This window comes from Cognatishimia sp. (genome assembly GCF_049116455.1).
GTDB lineage: Bacteria > Pseudomonadota > Alphaproteobacteria > Rhodobacterales > Rhodobacteraceae > Cognatishimia.
The window spans coordinates 457,365-474,443 of record NZ_JAGDYW010000003.1; the positions used below are offsets into that span (position 1 = coordinate 457,365).

The 17,079-nt window shown below is 53.2% G+C and carries 16 protein-coding genes; 6 read left to right on the forward strand and 10 right to left on the reverse strand.

Features of this window, described 5'->3' with window-relative positions; genetic code table 11:
• Window positions 1-58 precede the first annotated feature (58 nt).
• Window positions 59-925, forward strand: coding sequence for a LysR family transcriptional regulator ArgP (locus JXQ85_RS07205; RefSeq protein ID WP_421748205.1), 867 nt, complete (start codon window positions 59-61; stop codon window positions 923-925).
• Window positions 926-996: 71 nt separating this feature from the next.
• Window positions 997-1,869 carry a hypothetical protein gene (locus JXQ85_RS07210; RefSeq protein ID WP_421748206.1) on the forward strand — a complete coding sequence of 291 codons (873 nt, stop codon included), beginning with the start codon at window positions 997-999 and terminating at the stop codon, window positions 1,867-1,869.
• A gap of 63 nt (window positions 1,870-1,932) precedes the next feature.
• Here the strand turns inward: JXQ85_RS07210 and JXQ85_RS07215 are convergent, their stop codons facing one another.
• Entirely contained in the window at window positions 1,933-2,673 is a 741-nt protein-coding gene (locus JXQ85_RS07215) for a YebC/PmpR family DNA-binding transcriptional regulator (RefSeq protein ID WP_421748207.1), read from the reverse strand.
• Window positions 2,674-2,838: 165 nt separating this feature from the next.
• On the opposite strand from JXQ85_RS07215, the gene JXQ85_RS07220 reads away from it, so the two are divergent.
• Window positions 2,839-4,611, forward strand: coding sequence for an SLC13 family permease (locus JXQ85_RS07220; protein ID WP_421748208.1), 1,773 nt, complete (start codon window positions 2,839-2,841; stop codon window positions 4,609-4,611).
• A gap of 66 nt (window positions 4,612-4,677) precedes the next feature.
• On the opposite strand, the gene JXQ85_RS07225 is transcribed toward JXQ85_RS07220, so the two are convergent.
• A complete protein-coding gene (locus tag JXQ85_RS07225) occupies window positions 4,678-6,462 on the reverse strand; it encodes an SLC13 family permease (RefSeq protein ID WP_421748209.1) in 1,785 nt (594 codons plus the stop codon).
• 122 nt (window positions 6,463-6,584) lie between these two features.
• The gene (locus tag JXQ85_RS07230; protein WP_421748210.1) at window positions 6,585-7,412 is read right to left on the reverse strand and encodes a TIGR00282 family metallophosphoesterase; all 828 of its coding nucleotides are present in this window, start codon (window positions 7,410-7,412) and stop codon (window positions 6,585-6,587) included.
• Between the two features lie 164 nt (window positions 7,413-7,576).
• On the opposite strand from JXQ85_RS07230, the gene JXQ85_RS07235 reads away from it, so the two are divergent.
• Entirely contained in the window at window positions 7,577-8,194 is a 618-nt protein-coding gene (locus JXQ85_RS07235) for a GntR family transcriptional regulator (protein WP_421748211.1), read from the forward strand.
• A 6-nt stretch (window positions 8,195-8,200) separates the two neighbouring features.
• Here the strand turns inward: JXQ85_RS07235 and JXQ85_RS07240 are convergent, their stop codons facing one another.
• Together JXQ85_RS07240 and mgtE are read right to left on the reverse strand one after the other, a co-directional pair.
• Window positions 8,201-8,764 carry a 5-formyltetrahydrofolate cyclo-ligase gene (locus tag JXQ85_RS07240; RefSeq protein WP_421748212.1) on the reverse strand — a complete coding sequence of 188 codons (564 nt, stop codon included), beginning with the start codon at window positions 8,762-8,764 and terminating at the stop codon, window positions 8,201-8,203.
• Window positions 8,764-10,161, reverse strand: coding sequence for a magnesium transporter (gene mgtE / locus JXQ85_RS07245; protein ID WP_421748213.1), 1,398 nt, complete (start codon window positions 10,159-10,161; stop codon window positions 8,764-8,766). Before mgtE ends, JXQ85_RS07240 begins: the two co-directional genes overlap by 1 nt.
• 119 nt (window positions 10,162-10,280) lie before the next feature.
• On the opposite strand from mgtE, the gene guaD reads away from it, so the two are divergent.
• A complete protein-coding gene (guaD, locus tag JXQ85_RS07250) occupies window positions 10,281-11,588 on the forward strand; it encodes a guanine deaminase (protein WP_421748214.1) in 1,308 nt (435 codons plus the stop codon).
• 4 nt (window positions 11,589-11,592) lie between these two features.
• Here guaD and JXQ85_RS07255 read toward each other — a convergent pair whose 3' ends face one another.
• The 4 genes from JXQ85_RS07255 to JXQ85_RS07270 form a co-directional block, all read right to left on the reverse strand.
• Entirely contained in the window at window positions 11,593-12,036 is a 444-nt protein-coding gene (locus JXQ85_RS07255; protein WP_421748215.1) for a CAP domain-containing protein, read from the reverse strand.
• A 175-nt stretch (window positions 12,037-12,211) separates the two neighbouring features.
• A complete protein-coding gene (locus JXQ85_RS07260) occupies window positions 12,212-13,564 on the reverse strand; it encodes an 8-oxoguanine deaminase (RefSeq protein WP_421748216.1) in 1,353 nt (450 codons plus the stop codon).
• A gap of 116 nt (window positions 13,565-13,680) precedes the next feature.
• A complete protein-coding gene (gene hisN / locus JXQ85_RS07265) occupies window positions 13,681-14,481 on the reverse strand; it encodes a histidinol-phosphatase (protein ID WP_421748217.1) in 801 nt (266 codons plus the stop codon).
• 58 nt (window positions 14,482-14,539) lie between these two features.
• Window positions 14,540-14,908 (reverse strand): helix-turn-helix domain-containing protein, encoded by a 369-nt coding sequence (locus JXQ85_RS07270; RefSeq protein WP_421748218.1) that lies wholly within the window; start codon window positions 14,906-14,908, stop codon window positions 14,540-14,542.
• Window positions 14,909-15,197: 289 nt separating this feature from the next.
• On the opposite strand from JXQ85_RS07270, the gene JXQ85_RS07275 reads away from it, so the two are divergent.
• Entirely contained in the window at window positions 15,198-16,157 is a 960-nt protein-coding gene (locus tag JXQ85_RS07275; RefSeq protein WP_421748219.1) for an NADPH:quinone oxidoreductase family protein, read from the forward strand.
• A gap of 7 nt (window positions 16,158-16,164) precedes the next feature.
• Here the strand turns inward: JXQ85_RS07275 and JXQ85_RS07280 are convergent, their stop codons facing one another.
• A complete protein-coding gene (locus tag JXQ85_RS07280; protein ID WP_421748220.1) occupies window positions 16,165-17,058 on the reverse strand; it encodes a LysR family transcriptional regulator in 894 nt (297 codons plus the stop codon).
• Window positions 17,059-17,079: the final 21 nt, after the last annotated feature.

Below are 17,079 nucleotides of genomic sequence, written 5' to 3' on the forward strand. Positions count from 1 at the left end.
TTGCGCCAAATGTTTGATTATTCAAATTAAAGTTTGTGACAGGAAATTAGATTAACTTATGAAACTAGATGGTCAACAATTGCGTGCGCTTTCGGCAATCCTTCGAAATGGCAGCTTTGATTCAGCCGCTGCTGAGCTGGGAGTTACGCAATCCGCTATATCACAAAGACTTAAGGCACTCGAGGAAAACGTGGGTGTAAAGCTTGTGAATCGCGAAAAACCCTGCTCTGGAACAGAAGCTGGGCGACGCATTGCAGCGCACGCAGACCATATGCAAGCCATGGAACAAGCTTTGGCAGGCGACCTAGGCATTCAAGTAGACGGGCCTCAAGGGCGGATTCGAATCGCTGTAAATGCAGACAGCCTTGCAACTTGGTTCCTCGATACATTGGCTGAGATGCCCGATTTTCTTTACGGGCTGCATGTTGATGATCAAGATTTTTCTGATGATATGCTGAAACGCGGAGAAGTTGCCGCGGCTGTAACATCAAACGGATCAGCATTGGCAGGCTGTGATGTGCATGCACTTGGCCATCAGACCTATGTCGCGACATCAAGTCCGGAGTTCGCGGAACGTTATTTTAAAGATGGGTTTAACGCCGAAACCGTCGCCTACGCACCAATGCTGCGGTTCAATGAGAAAGACGACCTGCAATTTCAATGGCTTGACGCACATTTCCCAGGAAAAGTGAGACCTCCATTTCACACAGTCCCTTCTTCAGAAGGCTACACCCGCGCAACGCGGTTGGGCCTTGGCTGGGGGTTGAACCCATTGGCGTTGGTCGAGGAGCATATCGAAATCGGCAAACAAGTGAATTTGATGCCTGAGGCGCCGCTTGAAGTGCCCCTCTATTGGCAGGTCAGCCGGCTTCACAAAGCGCTTTTAGCGCCATTGACCCGCCGTATTTGCCAAACAACCATCTAATCCGCGCCATATTCGCGCCTCACCTGATTGTCAGTCTCCGACCCGAATAAGCAACACGAGTCGGAGATGGCATGACCGCCATTACAACACATATTGTCCAGCAAGGACCGTCTTTCCCAAGCGCGCTTTGGGCGACGGGTGTGTTGCTGCGTGTTGTAATCACTGCCGCTTTTTTCGCCCTCACGCTCTTTCAGCCGATTTCTGTTCCGCTTTTGGCGGCTGCACTGGCCACAGATTTGATGTCTTTCATCTGGGCTGTTGTTCGGTTTAACACGGCGGCTGGCAATCATCTGAATGAAACCGGACGGTTCTGGCCTGTGGCTGGCGGATATGGATTTTTCTTTTTTGCCTTCCTTGTCATGCTGTTCACATGGTGGCTGCTCTTTAGCGACAGTGAAATGGCGCATCGACAAGATGACAGAACTCAGAGCAGCCTGAACACTGCACGCCCACCAGTAGATCGGTTTATCGCTGAATATTCACGTGATCAGCGGCAGTTGATTTTCCGCGGTGTGGTCGCGCAGGGCGCGGCAGATGGTATTGCAGAGTTGCTTGATGACAGCAACACCGTGGACACCTTGGTTGTAAACAGCCCTGGCGGCAACGTCTATGAAGCCCGCGATATGGCGCGTGAGGTCCAAGATCGCGGTCTGAATACCCATGTTACAAATGAATGCAGTTCTTCCTGTTTGCTGGTGTTCATGGCGGGGCAATCTCGCTCAATGGGACCGGGTGCAAACCTAGGATTTCACCGTTATGGTCTTGATTTTGTTCAAGTTCTGCCAAACGCAAACCCCCTTCGAGAGATGCGCAACGATCAGCAATTCTATCTTGAACGCGGGGTCGATCTGGATTTTCTGGACCAGGTTTTTGACCTGAACCGTCAAGCCATTTGGTACCCTCGGCGCGAAGAGCTTAATGCAGCAGGCATCCTGAACCGATAGCCCATAAAAAAAGCCCGCAGAGTTGCGGGCTTTCAGATTTATATCAGATGAAATGAAACCAGCTTAAAGCTGTGCCATGACTTCGTCAGAGGCTTCAAAATTGGTGGTCACGCGCTGGACATCATCATCGTCCTCAAGCGCATCCACTAGGTTCATCAGCTTTTGCAATTCTTCCAGACCCAGCTCGGTGGTCGTGGTCGGCTTCCAGATCAGTTTGGTGGATTCAGATTCACCAAGCTCTGCTTCCAAAGCGTTTGACACATCATTCAGATCGGTGTCGGCACAATAGATAATGTGACCATCTTCAGAGCTTTCAACATCCTCAGCACCCGCTTCGATTGCGGCCATCATGATGTCGTCGGCATCGCCCGCAGAAACAGGGTAGATCACTTCGCCTTTGCGCTCGAACATAAAGCCCACAGAACCGGTTTCACCCAAATTTCCACCATTCTTAGAGAATGTAGAGCGTACTGTGGATGCGGTGCGGTTTTTGTTGTCGGTCATGGTTTCGACGATGACTGCCACACCATTCGGGCCGTAGCCTTCGTAGCGAATTTCATCATAATTTTCCGCGTCGCCGCCAATCGCTTTCTTGATCGCACGTTCAATCACGTCCTTCGGAACAGATTGGCTTTTGGCTTCTTTAACAGCCAGACGCAGACGTGGGTTTTTATCCACATCCGGATCGCCCATCTTAGCAGCTACCGTGATTTCTTTTGCGAGTTTCGAAAACAGCTTAGACCGCGCGGCGTCCTGACGTCCCTTGCGGTGCTGGATGTTTGCCCATTTACTGTGGCCGGCCATGCGTAATGTCCCGTTCTTTGGTCAATAGTATTCAAGGTTTTTCTCCCTATACCGGAAAGTCGGGCCAAGCTGCAAGCGAGCGATAAGGATGAGTTTGCAGGGCTTTTCCCCTTGCCTCCCTGTCTCCGCTAGGATTGGCTAGGCGCAAATAATAAGAGGCAGACCATGACGCAGGACCAAATCATTCTTTTTGCCCTATTTGGGGCAGTCTTTGGCTTTTTACTGTGGGGTAAGTTTCGCTATGATTTGGTGGCCTTTTCTGCCCTGCTGATTGGTGTGATTTTGGGCGTTGTCCCTGAAAAGGATGCGTTTTCCGGCTTTGGTCATCCGGCCACATTGGTTGTGGCTTTGGTCCTGGTTGTCTCTGCCGGATTGGTGCGTTCAGGGGCGGTTTTCCTGATCACGCGCACCCTAGTCGACAGTTCTCGTAGCCTTGGGGGCCATATCGCCCTTATGGGCGGCATTGGTGGCGTGTTGTCAGCATTCATGAACAATGTGGCCGCCTTGGCCCTGCTGATGCCCGTGGATGTGCAAACGGCGCGGAAAGCTAGACGCAGTCCCGGCCTGTCTTTGATGCCACTCTCTTTCGCCACCATTCTAGGCGGCATGGCCACGCTGATTGGCACCCCGCCCAATATCATCATTGCATCGATCCGCGAGGAATCCCTCGGCGAACCCTTCCGCATGTTTGATTTTGCTCCGGTGGGAGGTGTGACAGCCATTGCAGGCCTTGCTTTTGTGGCACTGGTGGGCTGGCGCTTTATTCCAAAGCGCGAAGATGCCGGTCAAGCCATGGCCGATATCACGGAATATGTGGCCGAACTTACAATACCTGACGAAAGCAAACTGATCGGCAAACGACTGGCCGAATTGGAAGAAGACGCCGCCAAAGCAGACGTGGCTTTGCTGGGTCTCATGCGAGATGGCAAACGTCGCTATGGCCGCGCACGCAATGTGGCGCTTGCAGCGCATGACACTTTGATCCTAGAGGCCTCCCCTGATGCGCTGGATGAATTCCGCGCAGCTTTGGGTTTGAATTTCTCTGATGTCGCCCGCGAAGAGCGCCTTAAGGCCGCAGGCGAAGGTTTAGATGTGATCGAAGTGGTGGTGCCAGAAACGGCTCGAATTGCTGGACGCACTGCAGAGCGGGTTGGCCTGGCGTGGCGGCAGGGCGCAGTTCTAATGGGCCTTTCGCGCCAAGGTCGTCGTGTGACAGAACATCTACGCAAAACCGAAGTGCGGGCTGGTGATATTCTGTTGCTGCTCGTCCCAAAAGATCGCGGTGTAGATATCACAGAATGGCTCGGCTGTTTGCCTTTGGCGGATCGCGGGCTTGCGGTCACAGCAGATAGCAAAGTCTGGCTGGCGATTGGTCTATTTGTGGGTGCAGTCATGGCAGCAGCACTAGGTATTATCTACCTCCCGATCGCCCTGGGTCTGGTTGTGATGGCCTATGTTTTCACCCGGATTGTGCCCCTATCAGAGCTCTACACGCACATTGAATGGCCGGTTGTTGTCTTGCTGGGCAGTATGATCCCCTTAGGCGCGGCACTAGAGCGTGTAGGCGGCACTGAGTTGATTGCAGGTACATTGGTTGGATTGACGGAAGGCCTGCCAGCTTGGGCGATTTTGACCGTGCTGATGCTGGTGACGATGACGCTGAGCGACGTATTGAACAACACGGCCACGACCATTGTCGCGGCTCCTGTTAGTATTCAAATGGCGCAGACGCTTGAAGTCTCGCCTGATCCGTTTTTGATGGCGGTGGCAGTTGCTGCTTCAGCCGCCTTCCTCACGCCAATTGGCCATAAGAACAACACGCTCATACTTGGCCCAGGTGGTTATCACTTTGGCGACTATTGGCGCATGGGGCTCCCTTTGGAGATCTTGGTAGTGGCCGTGTCGATCCCATCGATTTTGATCTTCTGGCCACTGTGATGGGAGGGGCTTTGCCCCTCAGCGCGACAGGATTCATCCCAGAGTATTTCGCAAGTTTAACTCGGGTTACGGGACAAGCGGCCAGATGAAGGGGATCACCGCGCTGGCGAGCAAACCAATGCTGAGATTGAGCGGAATGCCCACTTTCATGAAGTCACTGAACCGATAGCCGCCGGGACCATAGACCAGCATATTCGTTTGATAGCCGATGGGTGTGGCAAAACTGGCGGAGGCAGCGACCATGACGGCGACCACAAGCGGTCTCGCGTCAATGCCCATGACGTCCGCCAGCCCAACCGCAATGGGCGTCACCACAACCGCGACGGCGTTGTTTGAAACCATTTCAGTAAGCACAGAGGTTAAAAGATAGATCGCCCAAACCACCAGAAATGGCGGAAGCATTCCAAGGTAAGGCGCAACACCATCGACGATCAATTTGACGGCACCCGAGCTTTCGAGCGCCACACCAATGGCCAACATCGAAAAAATCAATGCAAGCAAACGCCCATCTACCGAGGCAAAGGCTTCGTCTGCATCAATGCAGCGAGTGATCAAGACCACGGCCACAGACAAGATCGCCAAAAGGAAGATCGGAGCAACCCCAAACCCTGCCAGCGCCACAAGGCCAATCAAGGCCGCAAAGGCAATGGGGGCGTGACCGCGACGGTACTCGCGTTCCGTGGGTTGGCTGACTGAAACAAGTTCCATATCAGCGGCCAAACGCTGGATGTCTTCGGTGGAGCCTTCCAAAAGCAACGTGTCACCCACACGCACGATCAGATCATCTAACTGCATCCCGATGTTCTGGTTTTTGCGGTGCACAGCCAATGTATACACGCCGTAGCGACGACGCAGGCGCAATGAGCCCAAGCGACGACCCACCATGCGGCAGCCCGGCGTGATCAAAACTTCGACGGTATTGGTTTCAACCGAGCTCACCTGATCGACGCGTTTGAGGGATTTGTCTCGTTGCAGGCTGAGAAGCTCTGTCATTTTGGTACGGAGCACCACACGGTCGCCCACTTGCAGCTCCACCCCTTTTAACTTGCGACGCAAAGATTCATCGCCACGCACCACATCGATCAAGCGCACCCCGTCGCGCTTAAAAAGTTGAACGCCCGTCACTTCGCGCCCGATGAGGTTTGATTCTGGTGGGATGACCGCTTCGGAGAAGAATTTCATCTGGCTGCGGTTGCCCAGCAGATTGGCCATGCTGTCCCGATCTGGCAGCAAATGCGGCGCAATAAAGCGCAGATAAAACATGCCCCACAAAACCAGAACGATGCCCAAGGGGGTGACTTCGAAAATCGAAAACCCTTCAAGCCCCTGCGCCCGCGCCACACCATCGACAAGCAGGTTGGTAGAAGTGCCAATCAGGGTCAGTGTGCCACCCAAAATAGCCGCATAGCTGAGCGGGATCAAAAGCTTACTAGCAGAAACGCCCAATGTACCACTGAGCTGAATAAAGACTGGGATCATCACCACAACTACGGGCGTGTTGCTGACGACAGCTGAAGAGATCACCACAAAAACCATCAGCATCCCAATCGCTAAATGCGGGTTGGTTTTCGCCTTTCGATCCGCCACTGACGTGAAGGCCGACAAAGCACCTGTCCTGACCAAAGCCCCCATGACAATGAACATGGCTGCAATGGTCCAAGGCGCTGGATTTGACAGCACAAGCAGCGCCTGATCATAAGGCAAGACGCCCATCAACAAGAGGGCTGAAACCCCAGCAATGGCGACAACTTCGGTTGGAAAGGTCTCTCGTAAGAAGAGAATGAACATGACCCCAACTGTCGTCAAAGTCAGAATGGCCTGTGTGGTCTGAGAAAACTCAAAGAATTCCATGCGGCTGGATCGCCCCCTATTGCGATACGCGTCGCCAAAGCATCCCTTATGGCGCAAGCATGGGCAAGCCTCTTGCTGCGATAAGGGAAATCTTTCTGAAATAAGGGGTTAGGTGTGGAACCTTAGACCGTTTCTGCAACAGGCCCGGCAGGGCTTAGGCGCCCACCCTGACGCACCATTTCGATACGAGTAGCGGCCCCAGAGCGGTCATCCGTTTCCACATAGACCCCTGCAAGCGTTGCTTCGCCCATGGCTGGCGTGAACCGCGCTTTGGGCATACCGGTCACAAACCGGCGCATCGGTTCGGCCTTTTCCATGCCAATCACTGAATTGTAGTCGCCGCACATGCCAGCATCGGCCTGAAAGGCTGTGCCCTTGTCCAAAATCTGCGTGTCAGCAGTTGGTACATGGGTATGAGAGCCCACCACCAACGAAGCACGCCCATTGCAAAAGTGACCCATGCCCATTTTTTCAGAAGTCGCCTCGCAGTGCATGTCGACGATGATGGCCTGTACAAGCCCACCACGTGGATGCGCTTTCAGAACACGGTCGACGGCAGAAAACGGATCACCGTAAGGCCGCTTCATAAAGACTTGCCCCAAGGCCTGTAGCACTAGGATTTTTTTACCGCGCACATCAAAGATACGATGCCCCCTGCCCGGCACGTCGCCTTGCGCATAGTTCAAAGGGCGCACGATACGGCTATCTTGTTGAATATACTGCATCATGTCTTTCTGATCGAAAGCATGATCACCCAGTGTCACACAGTCAGCCCCTGCTTCAAACAAGACCTTTGCATGTTCTCCACTGAGCCCCATTCCATTGCTGGCGTTTTCGCCATTCACCACAACAAAATCGAGCCGCCACTCTTTGCGTAGACGTGGCAGGTGCTCTTTGATCGCATTGCGACCTGCGCGGCCGACGACATCACCAAGATACAGAATTTTCATGGGTTCTTCGCGTAAAGGCGCAGAATGCAAAGAGCAAGCCAAATCCCCTATTTTGCGCCAATCTGACCGATGCATTCTTGAAATTTGAACAACTGGTCAAATAATTATGTTTCCTTTAAAAATGTATACATATATGGTGAACTCAACGATTGGGAGGAAAGCGATTGTCCGCAGTTCTCATCGCAGAGAAAATTCGGATGGCCTTAATGCAAGGCGATCTCAAACCCGGTCAACGCTTGGGCCAGGTGGAACTGGCGCAACGTTTTGACGTTAGCCGCATTCCCGTACGCGATGCGCTTGCGATTTTGGCGCAAGACGGCGTTGTGACCTTGGCCCCCAACAAAGGGGCCTATGTGGTAGAACTCGATGCTGATGCGCTGAACGAAGTCTTTGATTTGCGAATATTGTTAGAGGCTGACATTATGCGCCATGCCTGGGCAACTCTTGACAATAAGGCACTGGAAACGCTGAATAATGCCATCAATCGATCTGAAATTGAGGCCAAGACCTTTCGCTTTTCAATCGCAGATTGGATTTTTCACGAAGCGTTATATGCGCCCGCACATCGCCCCCGACAGTTAGAGTTTATTCGCCGCCTTAGATTGGCGTGCGAAGTCCATACTTTAGACTATTCGAGGGTCAGTATGCGCACCGACGATTGGTTGAAAGATCATCGCATGATCAAGACGCTCATCGAAAACCACGCTATTGAGGAAGCCGTTCAATCCCTTGTTGCGCATCTTGGAAAAGCACGTGCGCAACTCCTAGAGGGAGCGGATTAACCCACCCTAACGTTTAATATCACGAATTCCGTTTTCAGTGATCATCAGGTCGAGAGGTTGATCCGTTGGCTCAAGCGGCAATTCCTCAGCTGCTTGCGCAGAAAAAGCAAAACCGACAGCAAGCGTGGCACGCTTGTTGCGCAGCGTTTCCAAGGTGCGATCATAAAATCCACCGCCATATCCAAGGCGCCCGCCTGCCCCGTCAAAAGCGACCATCGGCACAATCACAATTTCCGGTTCAATAAAGCGATCAACTGCCGGAATTTTTGCACCGAAGGCCCCAGCGATCATCTCGGAATCCGGTTCCCAAAGCGAGAACTTCAAGGGTTGGCCTGCACCCTGAATAACGGGAACAGCCACCGGCCCATGGGCCGCTGCCTCAGCCATCGCAGGCAAAGGGTTAATTTCCGTGCGGATGGGCATAAAGCCAGAAACAGGAACGCCACGGTAGCCTGCTAAAAATTCTGACAGATAGGCTGATTGACCCGGAGCCGCGCTTTCAAAGGCTTGTTTCCGGCGCTTGAAGGCTGCTTTTCGCGCAGCATCCTTGTGCGATTGTAGATCATCCATCACAGCAATACTGCTCCTGCCAGAGCCAAAAAGGCAAAGAAACCAACGACATCTGTCACGGTGGTCACAAAGGCCCCCGAGGCCAACGCCGGGTCGATTCCAAATTTCTCAAGCAATACCGGAATGCCTGTTCCAGCAAGGCCCGCGACCACGAGATTGATCACCATGGCCACGGCAATCACAACCCCCAGCATCGGTGTGCCAAACCAAATGACGCCAACAATACCCATGATGATGGCAAAGACGATCCCATTGAACAGCCCCACAAGCACTTCGCGTCGGATCACGCGCCACACGTTTGCGCTGGTTAAGTCTTTGGTGGCCAAAGCGCGCACGGCAACCGTCAAAGATTGCGTACCTGCATTGCCACCCATCGAGGCCACGATTGGCATCAAAACAGCAAGCGCAACAAACTGCGCAATTGTGGCTTCAAACTGGGCAATCACCAATGAGGCTAAAATCGCCGTCACCAGGTTCACGGCCAACCACGGCAAACGCTGCCGGGTCGTTTCCATTACGCGATCCGACAAAGAACTTTCTTCACCAACACCTGCCAAGCGCAGGATGTCTTCTTCGTGTTCTTCGTCCAGAACACCCATCGCATCATCGATGGTGATCACACCAACCAATCGATCGTCTTCATCCACAACCGGTGCAGAGATCAGATGGTATTGGTTAAAGGCGTATGCCACGTCGCCCTCGTCCTGAGTGACCGGTATGACCTGAAACATCTCTTCTGAAATATTTTTCAGCGGTGTGGTGCGTGGCGCACCCATAATTTTGCCAAGCGTCACGTTGGCCACTGGGCGCATACGCGGATCGACAAGGATCACGTGGTAAAACTGTTCCGGCAACTCATCTGCATCACGCATATAGTCGATGGCATCGCCAACCGTCCAATGTTCAGGCGCCATCACCGTTTCACGCTGCATCAATCGACCGGCAGAGAATTCTGGATAACTTAGCGCCTGCTCGACCGCGACACGGTCGGCATCTTCTAGTACCTCAAGAATGGCTTCCTGCTGCGGTTCGTCCAAATCCTCAAGCAGATCGACAACGTCGTCAGATTCCATGTCCCGAACTGCTTCGGCAAGCGTTTCAGGGCGCAGCGCGGCCATAACCTCTTCGCGGATATTCTCATCAAGTTCAGAAAGGATTTCTCCTTCAAACTCCTGATCATAAAGACGAATTAACCGGCCACGATCATAAGGATTGATCTGTTCTAAAAGGTCGGCGATATCCGCTGCGTGCATCGGCTCCATGAGCTCAAGCAGCTTGTCACGATCCCCGATTTCAACGGCATAAAGCACGGCAGAGACATCCTTGCGATCCAGCACATAGACATCGTCTTCATCCAGCTCTACCTCGGGTGCGATTTGATCCTCTAACTCTGCCAAGATTCGCCTCCCTGCCGTTACTTTTGGGGTTGTGCGGACCATAGGGGAGAAAGCGGGCAAAACTCAATCAATTTACTCAGCCGGATCAGGCCGCTATTGTGAAAAGGAGAGGTAAGAGCATGTCAGATGAGCACTTTGGCCAAAATCCAGTATTGTTGCTGGGTCAAACACTGAGTTTCACAGCCAATCCGTTTGATGTGCCCTTTGATGACGCGGTTCAATATGAAAGCGCTGGCGCGGTTTTGATCCGAGGCGGCCAGATTGCGGCGGTTGGGCAAGCAGAAACTCTGCGCGCGCTGCATCCGATGGCGCGCATAGTAGATTACGGCAAAGGATTGATCATGGCAGGCTTCGTGGATGCCCATGTGCATTATCCGCAAACCGCCATTATCGCGAGTTGGGGTAAACGCCTGATCGACTGGCTGAACAGCTATACCTTCCCCGAAGAGATCCGGTTTTCGTCGAAAACCTATGCTGCGGATATTGCAGGCCGTTACCTGGATCTGACCAAAGCCCATGGCACTACAACTGTGGCGAGCTACGGTACCATTCATCCGGTATCTGTTGATGCATTCTTTGAAGAGGCACAAAAGCGCAATCAACGTGTTGTGGCCGGGAAAACCTGCATGGACCGCAATGCGCCAGAGGCGCTGATGGACACCGCACAGACCGCCTATGATCAAAGTAAGCAGTTGCTAACAACCTGGCACAATGTGGATCGGCTTAGCTATGCCATTACCCCTCGGTTTTCGCCCACATCAACGCCTGAACAGCTTGAAGCCATGGGGGCCCTCTGGGCGGAACATCCGGATTGTTTGATGCAAACGCATCTGTCAGAGCAAACCGACGAAATTGACTGGGTAATGGGCATGTTCTCGGATGCGCGGGACTATCTGGACACCTATGAAGCCTTTGGCCTTTTGGGGGAACGCGGACTTTATGGCCATGCAATACACCTGACGGATCGCGAAAAAGCGCGGCTGAAAGAGGTTGGCGCGGGTCTTGTGCATTGCCCGACATCCAACACGTTTATTGGTTCTGGTCTGTTTGACATGGCGGGTTTGATGGCGGCGGGCCACAATGTAGGTTTGGCGACGGATACCGGGGGCGGGTCGTCCTTTTCCATGCTGCGCACCATGGCGGCAGCTTATGAGGTTGGCCAATTGCGGCACACTCCACTACATGCATCACAGCTCTTATGGCTCGCCACACAGGGCAGCGCGCGTGCGCTGCATTTAGACGATCGTATCGGCAATCTTGCTGCTGGGATGGAGGCAGATCTGGTGGTACTGGACCTTGCCAGCACAGATGCTATTGCGCAGCGTACTTCACATGCAGAAGATCTGTGGGAAAGCCTCTTCCCAACCATCATGATGGGTGATGACCGCGCCATTCGTGCGGTCTGGATCAACGGTAAAGCGGCCTAAACGACTAGCAAGACCGGCTACCGAGCACCATCACCCAAGTGTTTCCCCTGCCCCGCGTGACACCAATTTCACTGACATCCACGTCGAGGATATTCTCGCGGTGACCCGGAGAGTTGATCCAATCCCGTGTCACGTTTTTGGCGCTGCGTTGGCCCTGCGCGATGTTTTCGGCAATGACACAATATTGGTAACCACCCCGCAAAGCGCGGTCGCCAATGTCCGAGCCGTTTGATCCGTAATGTGAAAAAAATGAATACCGCGCCATGTCTTCGCCATGCGCCTCAGCAATCGTTTCCAAATTCCGCGAGATATGCAGCGGCTTCAGCCCGTATTTTGCGCGGTATTGATTGGCCAAACCAACCACATCTCGCGCAGGCTCTGCTGCGGCGCTGGCGGCGGCCATCATCGCGCCAGCAATCACGGCCATTCCTATCATTCTCTTTGGCATTCCAGTTTCTCCTGCAATGCCCCCACATGTTTAACCTGCGATCCGAAACTTAACCGAATGTTACTTTAAGCCCCTTGGTGGGCATAAACTGAACAAGTGGTTAACGGCGGCAGTTGCTTGGGCAAATCAGTTAAGCGACCCAAAGCACTGTGTTTCCACATTCGAAATAATTGCATCATCCTTCTGCAATCGCCTTCGCAAGCGCGTTCTGTTTGGCAATTATGGATGGCAAATCAATGGCAGGAATTTGACCATCCTGCACAACATGCTGCCCTTCCACAAAGAGATGCCGGACTTTGCGCGGACCAGCCAGCACCAAGGCTGCTGGGTCCCAACTGCCCGCGCTTTCAATCTCCGACACATCCCAGACTGCGATGTCGGCACGCTTGCCCACAGCAATCTGCCCACACTCAGGGCGCCCCAAAACTTCCGCTCCGCCACGTGTCGCGATTTCCAAAGCTTCACGCGCGCTCATTTTGTCGGCTCCTTGGGATACGCGCTGCAACAACATGGCTTGGCGGGCTTCTTCGATCAGATTTGCGCTATCGTTGCTTGCAGATCCATCAACACCAAGCCCGACTTTAACACCTGCATCCCGCATTTGCCTAACCGGCGCGATCCCAGATCCAAGACGACAGTTCGAACATGGGCAATGTGCAACGCCGGTTCGACTTTTGGCAAAAAGATCAATCTCTTGGCTATCCAGCTTCACGCAATGGGCATGCCAAACGTCATCGCCTGTCCAGCCCAGATCTTCGGCGTATTGTCCCGGCCGGCAGCCGAATTTTTCCAGAGAGTAGGCAATATCCTCGTCATTCTCGGCCAAATGGGTGTGCAGCATGACCCCTTTATCGCGCGCCAAGAGCGCCGCGTCTTGCATCAACCCGCGACTTACTGAAAACGGAGAGCATGGCGCAATGCCAACCCGCAGCAGACTGCCTTCAGAAGCGTCGTGATAGCGATCCACTACTCGAATGCAATCCTCCAGGATGGCCGCTTCTTGTTCCACCAAATGATCCGGCGGCAAGCCACCATCACTTTCACCAATGCTCATGGCACCACGCGTGGGGTGAAACCTCAGGCCAATCTCTTTTGCGGCGGCAATACTGTCATCAAGCCGCGCGCCATTTGGGAAAAGATACAGATGATCCGAGGTCATCGAGCACCCCGATAAAGCCAATTCCGCAAGACCAATCTGAGTAGACGTGTAAATTTCATCGGGCCCAAAACGCGACCAGATCGGATAGAGCGTCTTTAACCATCCAAACAGCAGTGCATTCTGTGCGCCGGGCACCGCACGGGTCAGCGTTTGAAAGAGGTGATGATGGGTGTTCACCAATCCCGGTGTGACCACACAGCCCTTGGTATGAACCACCGTGCCATCAGAGATAAGCCCCTGACCCACTTCAGTAATCACACCATCTGCGATGCGGATATCAGCTTCGGTTAGTTCCTGGCTGGCATCATTCATCGTCAGAATGACATCAGCACCTTTGATCAGTATTTCGGATTTTGAATTCTGGGCCATAGCACACTCCTGAGGCCCGTTTCGGTCAGGAGTGACACAGGCGCTGACAGAAGCGGGCAAAGGACTCAGCGCAGTTTCACGCTAACTTTGAGTGCCCATCGTTTCAACTCTGAAGATCAGGATTTGCGTAAAATTGCCAAGGCTTTGGCATGCAATTCCGGGGTGGCAGCCGCAAGGGCTGTTCCGCCGTCATGCGCCGGGTTGCCATCCCAATCGGTGACAATGCCACCTGCGGCCTCAATCACACCGATTGGCCCCTGAATGTCATAAGCATTTAATCCGGCCTCAATGACCAGATCTGCCTGGCCGGCAGCCAGAAGCGCATAGGCGTAACAATCCATACCATAGCGAGTCAGTTTGGCGACCTCTGCAACCCGCTCAAACGCTGCACGTTCGGTCGGGGTGCCAACCTCTGGGAAGGTGGTGAACAGGATTGCCTCTGATAATTCTGTCGTCTCTTTGGTCTTCAAAGGCATAACACCAGAGGGTCCGGTAAGCTCCGCATGGCCAAATCCACCGAAAAACCGCTCGCCAATATAGGGCTGATCCACAATACCAAGACGCGGGCCGGTTTCATCGCTGACTGCAATCAAAACACCCCAAGTTGGCGTGCCGCTGATAAAGCCACGGGTGCCGTCGATGGGATCAAGAACCCAAGTTAAGCCGGTGCTGCCATGGGAGGATCCAAATTCTTCTCCAAAGATACCATCCTCTGGGCGGTGCTTGGCCAAAACGTCTCGCATCGCCTTTTCAGCCGCGCGATCCGCGACAGTCACCGGATCAAACCCTTCGGAGAGTTTGTTTTCCGTATCTAATGCAGAGGTGCGAAAGAATGGCAAAATGGCCGCACGCGCAGCGTCGGCCATTTCATGCGCCACTGAAATCAATTGGGCGCTGGTTTTTTGATCAATGAGCATCTCTTATCCCTTCCCTGCCACAGCCGCGCTATAGCAGGAAGGGATAAAACTCAACTGATTATGCGACGTTGCTCAGAACGCGTGCCAATTCAAACAAGCGACGACGCTGATTTTCTGGGATCGCATAGTAAGAGCGCACCAAATCAAGCGCCTCTTTGTCTCCCATCAAATCTGCAGGGAAAGATCCTGCAGGCTTGTCTTCGGCCCGTTCGCCAATGCCTTCAAAGAAAAAGCTGACTGGAACGTCCAGAGCTTCGGCAATGTCCCAAAGGCGAGAAGCACTGACGCGGTTCGCGCCGGTTTCATATTTTTGAATCTGTTGGAATTTAATTCCAACCTGTTCAGCAAGTTGTTGTTGTGTCATGCCAACAAGCCAGCGACGATGGCGAATACGTTTGCCAACATGCACGTCTACGGGGTGCGTCATTGGATAGCTCCTAAATATTTACAACAAACCGGCACAGCGCTCCCGTCGCCAAACCGGGCGTCTAGCCAGCTCCCACACCGGCAACACGTCTTGATGCATGCTGCGCATCCCTACAACAGCCATTCATATGTAACAGTTTCGACAAATTGATCAAGCTATTTGAGAATGTTTCATCGCCTATATAACCTAGGGTTGCTAGATTTAACGCAATTGTGACGTTGTGTTTCAGGTTCAATTATTGCGCCAGTTCGGCTACTTGGGACATGAAATTTCGCAAGGCAAGAGAATCATGCGCGCTTTTCAAGTTCGAAACCACGACCAAGTCCCTCAAATCGTTGACCTACCTGTGCCCGAGCCACGGGGCGATCAAATTAGGCTGAAAATTGAAGCCTGCGGATTAAACTTCGCTGATCTATTGATGCAAAAAGGGACCTATCAGGACACGCCCGAGCTGCCATTTGTAGCCGGTATGGAAGTGGCTGGCACAGTCGATGCCGTCGGTTCCGAGACACATGGTCTTAAAATTGGCGACCGCGTGGCGGTCTTCGGTGGTCAAGGGGGACTCGCGGAATACGGGTGTTTTGTTTCCAATCGCGCTGTAGCCCTTCCCGATTCGATGTCGTTCAAAGACGCTGCCGCCTTTCAAATCGCCTATGGCACAAGTCATGTGGCGCTGGACTATAAGGCACGTCTGCAACCCGGTGAAACGCTTTTGGTGCTTGGCGCGGCAGGTGGCGTTGGTCTGACTGCGGTTGAAATCGGAAAACTGATGGGTGCGAAAGTCATTGCCTGCGCGCGCGGAGCGGAAAAGCTGGCCATTGCCAAACAGGCTGGTGCGGATCATCTGATTGACGCCAAAACCGAAGACATCCGCGAAGTGGTCAAATCACTTGGCGGTGCCGATGTGGTCTATGATCCTGTTGGCGGCGATCAATGGAAAGCTGCATTCCGTTCTGCAAACCCAGATGCGCGGTTACTACCAATTGGATTTGCTAGCGGAGACGTCCCTAAAATCCCTGCCAACCATATGCTTGTGAAAAACCTAACGGTCATCGGTGTCTATTGGGGCGGTTATCTTCAATTTAAGCCTTCAGTGGTCACCGAAAGTCTAAGCGAATTGTTCAGCTGGTATGATGCCGGCAAGCTGAAGCCGCATGTCAGCCACAGCCTGCCTTTGGACCAAGCTGCCGAGGGCATGGAGCTGCTGCGAGCACGCAAATCCACCGGCAAAGTAGTAATTACCCCGTAATCAGGGGTTAACTCACGGTTTTCAAGCGCGGCGAGTCGCCTTTTTTGGTTTGCGCACTGATGCTGGCAAAGGATTGACGCAACAGATCTGCAAGAGCGAGCACCGCCTCGCCTTTCACCGCATCTGCGCCGTACATATTGATAAACTGCAAGCCGATATCCGGCAGCGCGCCGCCATGATCAACCACTTCAAGCTGCGCAGGCTCGGTGCCTTCGATCATTGCACAAACGGCCATATCGGCGGCCACAGTCACTTCGATAGAGCGATCAGACTCCGTATCCACAGCATTTTCCCAATCAATGCCGTCGCGAGTCAGTGAATCCAACATCCGCGCGCGGAAGGAACATTTCCGACCCTGCGCGATGCGCAGAGGCCTACGACGCCAAGTGGCTCCACCAGGTGCGCCGATCCAGACCAAAGGCAAAGTGCAGAGCGTATCCCCATTTTGATGCGGCTCGGTTGTCACAATGAGGTCGTACTCACCTTTTTCAAAGTCAGGCAATAATTGGTGCGTGTTATTATTGATGACATTCACTTTGACCCGAGGGTAGGTCGCACGCAGTTGCTTTAGAACCGTCGGAATCGCCGGATAAAGAATGTCATGCGGGATACCGAGGCTAATTTCGCCTTCAAACTCATCATCCGACAAGCGACGCACGGCCTCATCGTTGAGCGCAACAATGCGGCGCGCATAGCCCAAAAGCTGCTCGCCTGAGGCGGTCAGCAAGATTTTACGACCCGTTCGATCAAACAATGACACACCTAGCAAATCTTCCAACCGCTTAAGCTGCATAGAAACGGCAGACTGGGTCAGGTTCAGAAAACCTGCAGCCTTGGTCACCCCTCCCAAATCTGCAACCGCCATAAAACTCCGTAGGGTTGTAACGTCTAAATTACGCATTGTTCACGTTCCTTGATGAGT